Here is a 7736-nt window from a genome sequence, read left to right on the forward strand (position 1 = left end):
GTGACAGGAATTGTGCGTTTGTGGCTATAAACCAATATGCTTGGGTTAGTCATCTCAGAGGAATTTCATCTCAGGAATTTAGGGGAGTTTACTCTTCAACCCGCGCAGGCGGGTTTTGTTTCTGTAGGGGCGGTTTCAACCGCCGTCTTAACTAAAATCTAAAATCTCAAACCGCCAAATGCCCAATTCAATTAGCCAAGTTCAGCCGCCGCTGGAATTCATACCCCCAGCCTACAACCCGCTAGTGATGCAAGGTTGTAAGCAAATATTCCCCTGGTGGCTGCGATTTCGGACGAATATCAGCCACATTCAAGCCGAAAACGTCGAAACCCTCGCCGAACTATTCCACCAATTTCAAAATCAGAAAGTTCGCTTCTTGCTAGCCTTCCGCCACCCCAACTCAGACGATCCCTACTGTTTGGGACAACTAATTTGGAAACTCGTTCCCCAGGCGGCGCGGGCCAAAGGCATTCCCCTGCAATTCCCGGTACATTCCCACTTTATCTACGATCGCGGCATTCCCCTGTGGGCCGGTGCGGGAGTCGGCTGGCTGTATTCCCAACTCGGTGGCACTCCCATTGTTCGCGGTAAAATCGATCGCGTCGGATTGCGATCGGCCCGCAATTTATTTGCCAACAGCCAATTCCCGATCGCCGCCGCCCCAGAAGGCGCTACCAACGGTCACAATGAAATAGTTAGCCCCCTCGAACCGGGAATTGCTCAAATGGGTTTCTGGTGCGTTGAAGATTTGCTAAAAGCCGGACGCACTGAAAAAGTTTTAATTGTGCCGATCGGCATTCAATACCGCTATGTCAATCCACCTTGGCAACCCCTAGAAAAACTTTTAACTCAATTAGAAATTGATTGCGGACTGCCACCCTTAGAACGCACCGACCTCGCCAATTTACCGACCACAAATCCCGCTTCCGAAAACCAAAATCACAAATTCCAATATCTGCGCCTGATTCGACTGGGTAGCCATTTACTGTCAGTAATGGAAGAGTTTTACAGCCGTTTTTATCATAAAGAAATACATCCAGAAACCTCTATTTTAACATCATTATCGCTACCCAACAAAACGGGAAATGATTCTGGCAATGAAGTAATGATGGCTCGACTGAAAGCACTGTTAGACGTGGGTTTGCAAGTAGCAGAAGAATATTTTAACTTAAAGCCCAAAGGCAGTTTAATAGACCGCTGCCGCCGTCTTGAACAAGCAGGCTGGGAGTATATTTATCGAGAAGATATCAAAGATATTGCAGCACTTTCTCCCTTAGAAAGAGGATTAGCCGATCGCCTCGCTGAAGAAGCAAGTCTTCGGATGTGGCACATGAGACTTGTAGAAAGTTTCGTGTCCGTCACGGGCAGGTACGTCGAAGAACAACTGACAGCAGAACGTTTGGCAGAAACAACTTTACTGCTGTGGGACGTACTGGCTCGCATCAAAGGGGGAAATCCTTTCGGCCGCCCCAAGTTGGGCAAACAGCAAGTACAAATGACCGTGGGCGAACCGATATCAGTGAGCGATCGTTGGGATCGATATCAAACCAGCCGCAGGTTAGCAGTTGCCGAACTCACTCAAGACTTGCAATCAGCTTTAGAAGCAATGATTAAATCGTGAACAAACCTGACTGTCAACTGAGTACAGTTAGACCGCTGGCTTCTTTTTCCTTTTTTTTCTCATGCTTTTTATAGTGAGGTAGTTCCACCCCCACTTGCTAATATATTATCAGAGTATTTCCAGATTATCAAGGGATATACAGAAATAATTGTCGCTTTGGGTACCTACACCCGACGAGCCTTTCATCCCAAGGAGTAATTCCCAACGGGGTACTTCGCGCAGCGCTCAGATTAATCCCCTTTAAATATACCGAGGGACTTCCCGGCTGGTAGTTAATTACTCAGATAAACAAGAGCTTCTAGGGAAGAAGGAATATATATTTTTCTTCAATATTTTTTTTTGTCGTGAATTATAAACAGATTGTTATAGACTTTTGGAATAGGTCTCATGAACCGCAAACGCTCGATCGACAATGAACCAATAAAAATTACCAATGACTAACAAACCTATCGATTTGTCTACTAACTCAATTAAGGTAAAACTGCTAAATAATTTAGCGCAGGAATTGCTCACACCGCTCACTTCTGTCCTCGGCATGGCAAGCGTGTTGAAACAAGAAATTTATGGCCCATTAACGAGCAAGCAAAAAGAATATATTGACGTGATCCAAGACAGCAGCCGCTCTTTGCGATCGCTAGTTGAAGAAATTTTGGAACTGGCAGAACTAGATGATTCCGCTTTCACATTGAAGCGAACCGCAGTCGATATAGAAACTTTGTGCCAGCAGGTTGTGACCACCCTCTCCTCGGCGGCAAGTAGACGAGAGCAAGAAATTAATTTGTCGGTGGGGCCCGGATCGCGCATCTGGTTGGTAGATAAAGATAAGGTTCAGCAAATGCTGCACCACTTAATTTTTAGCATTATTCAATCTGCTGGGGCAGGCAGTGTGATTCGAGTCCACGTTTCTCGGAAAGAAGACGGTATCAACATCGGAGTTTGGGTTTTTCATCCTTGGTTAGGGGAAAGTTTACCCCATGCTCAACTCTACACCGACTACTTGTTGAAGGTCGGATCGGGTAGCGGTTCGCCATCGAACTCCGAAACCGACTCCCCCGGACTCGAACCGCAACTCCCGACACAGGGTGTGCAGCGATTAACGCTGGCGTTTTCTGAGTTGGCGGCTTTGGTGGCCCAGAATGCCGAGGATAGCGCACCGGTGTTAGCTGGTTACGGGGCCAGGGAACGCTTGGGGCTGCTGCTTTGCTGCCAATTGGTGGAAATTCAAGGCGGTCAACTCTCAATTCAAGGAACCCCGGAATCTGGATATCGCTACGTGCTCTGGCTGCCCTGCACAAATGCTACGGAATTGTTGGAAGGATGAAGTTAGTTGACTGTTGACAGTTGGCAGTTGGCAGTTGACAGTTGGCAGTTGGCAGTTGGCAGTTGGCAGTTGGCAGTTGGCAGTTGTTAGAAATAACAATTACCTTTTTCCCAATGCCCTGTTTGGCCGATGCCCAATGCCCTGTTTGGCCAATGCCCTGTTTGGCCAATGCCCGATGCCCAATGCCCGATTACTAAGTACAAATCTAAAATAGCAATGAATTCAGTTTGGCAACAATTAACTCTGGCAAATTTGCCGCTCTCTCAGTGGCAAAGTAGAAGTTATTTATTCAATTTGGCGATCGGCTCTTTACGCAGTTGGCGGCAGAGTAGCTGGCTGATGCAGTGGGCCGAACCCTTGGGTTTTGTTTTGCTGGCCTTGACTTTCGGTTTGGCGCCGTTTGTAAACAATGCCTTGGTGGGGGTGTTGATGGCGGCTAGCGCTGCGTTTTGGGTGCTGCTGACTGTTTCGGACGATCGCGAGATCCCCTTCACGCCGATTCACTTGCTGGTACTGCTGTACTGGGGCATTGCCACCGTCGCAACGGCGATGTCGCCGGTGAAAGTCGCCGCTGCTACTGGTTGGAGCAAGCTAACGCTGTATTTGCTGTTTTTTGCGCTGATGGCTCGGATATTGCGAGATCCCCGTTGGCGATCGTGGTTAATTGCCGTATTTTTGAACGTCTCTTTAATTGTCAGTTTCTACGGCGTGCGGCAGTGGATTGACAAAGTGCCGCCCTTAGCTACTTGGAACGATCCGACTTCTACTCAAGCCAATGTCACGCGAGTTTACAGCTTTCTGGGAAATCCTAACTTGCTTGGTTCCTATTTACTGCCGGCCATTGCATTGAGCGCCGCCGCACTTTTTGTGTGGAAAGGATGGGGAACAAGAGTTTTAGCGCTGACGATGCTGGTGGTGAATTGCGCGTGTTTGCGCTACACGGACAGCCGGGGTGCTTGGATCGGTTTTGTGGCTCTACTGGTGGTATTTTTAGTGCTGCTGTGGTACTGGTACAGCCCTTTGATGCCTCGGTTCTGGCGAAATTGGGCGCTGCCGTTAGGGTTAGGAGGTTTGGCGGGAGCCTTAATTTTGGGAGTGGCTTTAGTGGAACCTCTGCGCGATCGAGTTTCGAGTATGTTTATCGGCCGAGGTGACAGCAGTAACAATTTTCGGATTAATGTTTGGACGGCGGTGATTGACATGATTCGCGATCGACCAATTCTCGGAATTGGGCCGGGAAACACTGCTTTTAATAAAGTTTATCCACTTTATATGAAGCCGAGATTCACTGCTTTAAGCGCTTATTCCGTGCTGCTGGAAATTGCGGTGGAAACCGGTTTTATCGGTTTAATGTGTTTCCTTTGGCTGATGACTGTCACCGTCAATCAAGGTTTGTTGCAGATAAAAAATCTGCGGGATGCACAATTTAACATCTCTAATTTAGACGAAGAATCCCGAAATCCAAAATCTAAAATCCAAAATCTAAAATCGACGAATCAGGGGTTTTGGTTGATTGGGGCGATCGCAACTTTAGCCGGCATGATGGCCCACGGTTTTGTCGATACAGTTTGGTACAGGCCCGAAGTTAATATGCTTTGGTGGTTGATGGTGGCGATTATTGCTAGTTTTTACAGCAACTCGCACCAACAGCAAGATTCAGCTTTGACGGAGGGAGAGTAGATAGAATTGCTGGCGGGGATTTTCTCCCCGCCCGGTGGCAGGGCGGTTTCATTCTCAGGGAAATCATCGTTTTGTAGGGGTAGTGCCAAGAATGCCTACCCCCTCCACGGATGATGAAATCGATGTTTCAAATATCGGGCATCTTCACGAGGGTTTGTCCCTAGGTCGAATGAAACAGCCCTGCGCCCGGTGTGGATTCCAGCAATAGCCGATACAGCAATGATTAAGAGTTATATCAGTGCAAAAAAAAGAATGCAGCTTTATGCAAGCTGCAAACCATTATCGCCATAAGTTATTTCCAATTCTTCAATTCTTAATCTCAAATCTCAAATGCTATAAGGTGCGGACGGCACACCCTGCATACTTACTACTACATACTACATACCTGTTGCTGTAAAGTGGTGATGGTACACTCTACAAAATTTATTGAAAATAACTCTTATTTTTCGCTCTCCGAAGGCATGATGAATCTGGGACACGGATATTTTCCACCATCTCTATCTCTGCACCGCCGCCAGGTCGATTGATTGAAGTCGAACGGCGTTTCGACTGATTCATTAACGGCAGGGTTAACAGTCGAAGGAGTTGGGAGTGCTGTTGAGGCTTGACTTAGCTCCAGTACCGTTATAATTGCCAGTATGGTTGATGAAAACAAAACTGTGCGTTTCATTTATTTGTTTTTTCCTCGTTTAATCGTTGACGTGCCATCCCTATCCATATATCCTCATCGAATTCTTGAGAATCCGCATACTTTAGACAAATTTTCCACTGCGGTAGCGCTGCCTTAGTATTTTTCATTTTTTCTAGGACTTGCGCTTTTAAGCAGTAAGTTGCTGGCCCTTCACTATCAAGTTTAATGGCTTCATCCAGATGCTGCAATGCCTCGGAATATCGACCCTGTTCTAGGCGAGCCCATCCCAAGTTTTTGAGTAAAGAATATTTTACTCGATCGTCCTCCGCTAATTTCAAACCTTGCCACAGGAAGTGAACCGCAGCCGGATAGTTTTTTTGATCGACTATATATAATCGAGCCAGATTGCTGTAAGCAGCAGGCAGACCGAGTTTTGCAGCTTGCAGATATTTTCCTCGGGCGCATTGTAAATCTTGCACCTCTTCGCAAAGCCATCCTAAATTGTAAAGAGCTGTTCGGCTTTTTGGATCTACAGCGAGCGCTAACTCATATGCTTTTTGAGTATCCGCCAATCTATTGGCTTTGTAGTTTTCAAATGCCATATTATTAAAAAAAGATGCCAGTTCCGGCCGCCCAATTTTCCAGCCGCCAAAGCCTACTGCTAGGATCAGCAAGAAGGCTCCCCACTTCGAGTTGTGATGGTTTTTTGCTGGCTCTTTCATGGCATTGAAAATGTTAGCTAATGGTGTCATTTTTAGCATTTTTTAACTTGAGAGTTGAGCAATATTTTTTTTGTCAGATTTAATTGCTACCCTAATGGCCTCATAATCTTACGAAATGACTCAGGTTTGAGCCCATTTCTCATAAGAGTTTGTCAGTCCACAGCCGAATGCTTGGGTAATGTTCCCACTACCCAGAGGTATTCGAGCATAGGTTAATCATTCATGAGGCTCCACAAGCCATCCGGATATTTTCAGGAAAAAAGAACCGGGAAGCAGGAAGAAGGTAGAACTGTTCGCCTTGTCTAAGTAATAATACTTAGTCAGCGGTCAGGCGATCGACAGTATTATAAAACTTCATTAAGTTTATAAGCAGTAGTAAGCAAGAATGATAATATGTAGTCAGGAGGTTAACAATGAAACTACCTGACTACGCTAAAGCAATAGGCATAAGTTACACAACTGCGTGGCGGTGGTGGAAGGCAAATAAACTACCACATCCGAGAGATGGAGGCTCTGAATGCAACTAACTCCAGAGACACATCATTAAATCGACGGAACACCGTTTCGCCCAGATTGACGAACTAGCCTTCAAATCCAAAAACCTCTACAATGCCGCCAATTACGTTATTCGTCAGAGCTTTATTTATGGATGGGGTTATGTCAACTACAACGAAATGAACCGCTTGATGAAGTCTCATGAAGCGTATAAAGCTTTACCTGCTAAAGTCAGTCAGCAAATATTGATGGTACTAGACAAGAATTGGAAATCGTTTTTTGAGGCATTCAATGCTTACAAAGCTGATTCTTCCAAGTTCACGGGTCGTCCAAAATTGCCGAAGTACAAAGATAAAGTTAAAGGGCGAAACCTGCTCGTTTACACCATTCAAGCGATTAGCCGCAAACAGTTGAAGAAAGGAATTATCAAGCTTTCCGGCACTGAACTTTCAATTAAAACCCAACTCAATCCCGACCAGATTTGTCAAGTTAGACTGGTTCCGAAATGTGATTCCTATGTAATTGAGGTAATTTATGATGAACCGGAGTCCACCCTTGGCAATGCCAACTCTGTAGCTAGTATTGATTTGGGGCTGGATAATTTAGTGGCGTTAACTTCAAATCAGCCGGGATTTATCCCTTTGTTGATTAACGGGCGACCATTAAAATCGATCAACCAGTTCTACAACAAACGTAAAGGAAAGTTGCAATCCCAGTTAAAAGGAGGTCGCAAAACTTCACCACGGATGAGCGCGCTTAACACGCTGTCGCAATCAAAAAGTTGATAATTACTTGCATCATACCAGTCATGTGATTATTGATATTTTGATGGCAAAGCAGATTGGGACGCTAGTAATTGGCAAGAATGCCCAGTGGAAAACTGAAATCGAGTTAGGGAATAAAACTAATCAAAACTTTCTTAGCATTCCTCATTCTCAGTTGATTGAAATGTTGGAATACAAAGCTCGGTTAGTGGGAATTACGGTGATTGTGCAGGAAGAATCCTACACGTCCAGAAGTAGCTTTCTGGGTTTAGACCCAATTCCGGTTTACGGGAAAACAGAAAAAGAGCCTGTATTTACTGGGAAACGGATCAAACGAGGTTTGTACAAAACATCAACTGGTCAGTTAATTAATTCCGATGTGAATGCTTCTTACAATATTCTCAGAAAAGCAATCCCAAATGCCTTCAGCTTTCTTGATAGGGAGCTGCGTAGTTGGGCCAATGCGGGTTAATCCGCTCAAAGTAAAAGTGAAAGGGGAGGG

The 7736-nt window shown here is 45.6% G+C and carries 5 protein-coding genes and 1 pseudogene; 4 read left to right on the forward strand and 2 right to left on the reverse strand.

Annotated features, from left to right (window positions below; translation table 11 throughout):
• Window positions 1-178: 178 nt before the first annotated feature.
• From QUA00_RS28185 to QUA00_RS28195, 3 genes are all read left to right on the forward strand, one after another.
• The gene (locus tag QUA00_RS28185; protein WP_333411911.1) at window positions 179-1621 is read left to right on the forward strand and encodes a 1-acyl-sn-glycerol-3-phosphate acyltransferase; all 1443 of its coding nucleotides are present in this window, start codon (window positions 179-181) and stop codon (window positions 1619-1621) included.
• 433 nt (window positions 1622-2054) lie between these two features.
• Entirely contained in the window at window positions 2055-2942 is an 888-nt protein-coding gene (locus QUA00_RS28190) for a histidine kinase dimerization/phospho-acceptor domain-containing protein (protein ID WP_333411912.1), read from the forward strand.
• 216 nt (window positions 2943-3158) lie between these two features.
• On the forward strand, window positions 3159-4622 hold the full coding sequence (locus QUA00_RS28195) for an IctB family putative bicarbonate transporter (RefSeq protein ID WP_333411913.1): 1464 nt from the start codon (window positions 3159-3161) through the stop codon (window positions 4620-4622).
• Window positions 4623-5061: 439 nt separating this feature from the next.
• Here QUA00_RS28195 and QUA00_RS28200 read toward each other — a convergent pair whose 3' ends face one another.
• Window positions 5062-5292: an Osc7112_2153 family protein gene (locus tag QUA00_RS28200; protein WP_333144938.1), complete on the reverse strand. Its 231-nt coding sequence runs from the start codon at window positions 5290-5292 to the stop codon at window positions 5062-5064.
• On the reverse strand, window positions 5289-6005 hold the full coding sequence (locus QUA00_RS28205; protein ID WP_333300962.1) for a tetratricopeptide repeat protein: 717 nt from the start codon (window positions 6003-6005) through the stop codon (window positions 5289-5291). The genes QUA00_RS28200 and QUA00_RS28205 overlap by 4 nt, the downstream gene beginning before the upstream one ends.
• Window positions 6006-6492: 487 nt before the next feature.
• Here QUA00_RS28205 and QUA00_RS28210 point away from each other — a divergent pair.
• Window positions 6493-7736: pseudogene (locus QUA00_RS28210) on the forward strand (RNA-guided endonuclease InsQ/TnpB family protein); the annotation flags it as partial.

Origin of the sequence: Microcoleus sp. T2B6 (assembly GCF_036700475.1) — a bacterium.
Classification (GTDB): domain Bacteria; phylum Cyanobacteriota; class Cyanobacteriia; order Cyanobacteriales; family Microcoleaceae; genus Microcoleus.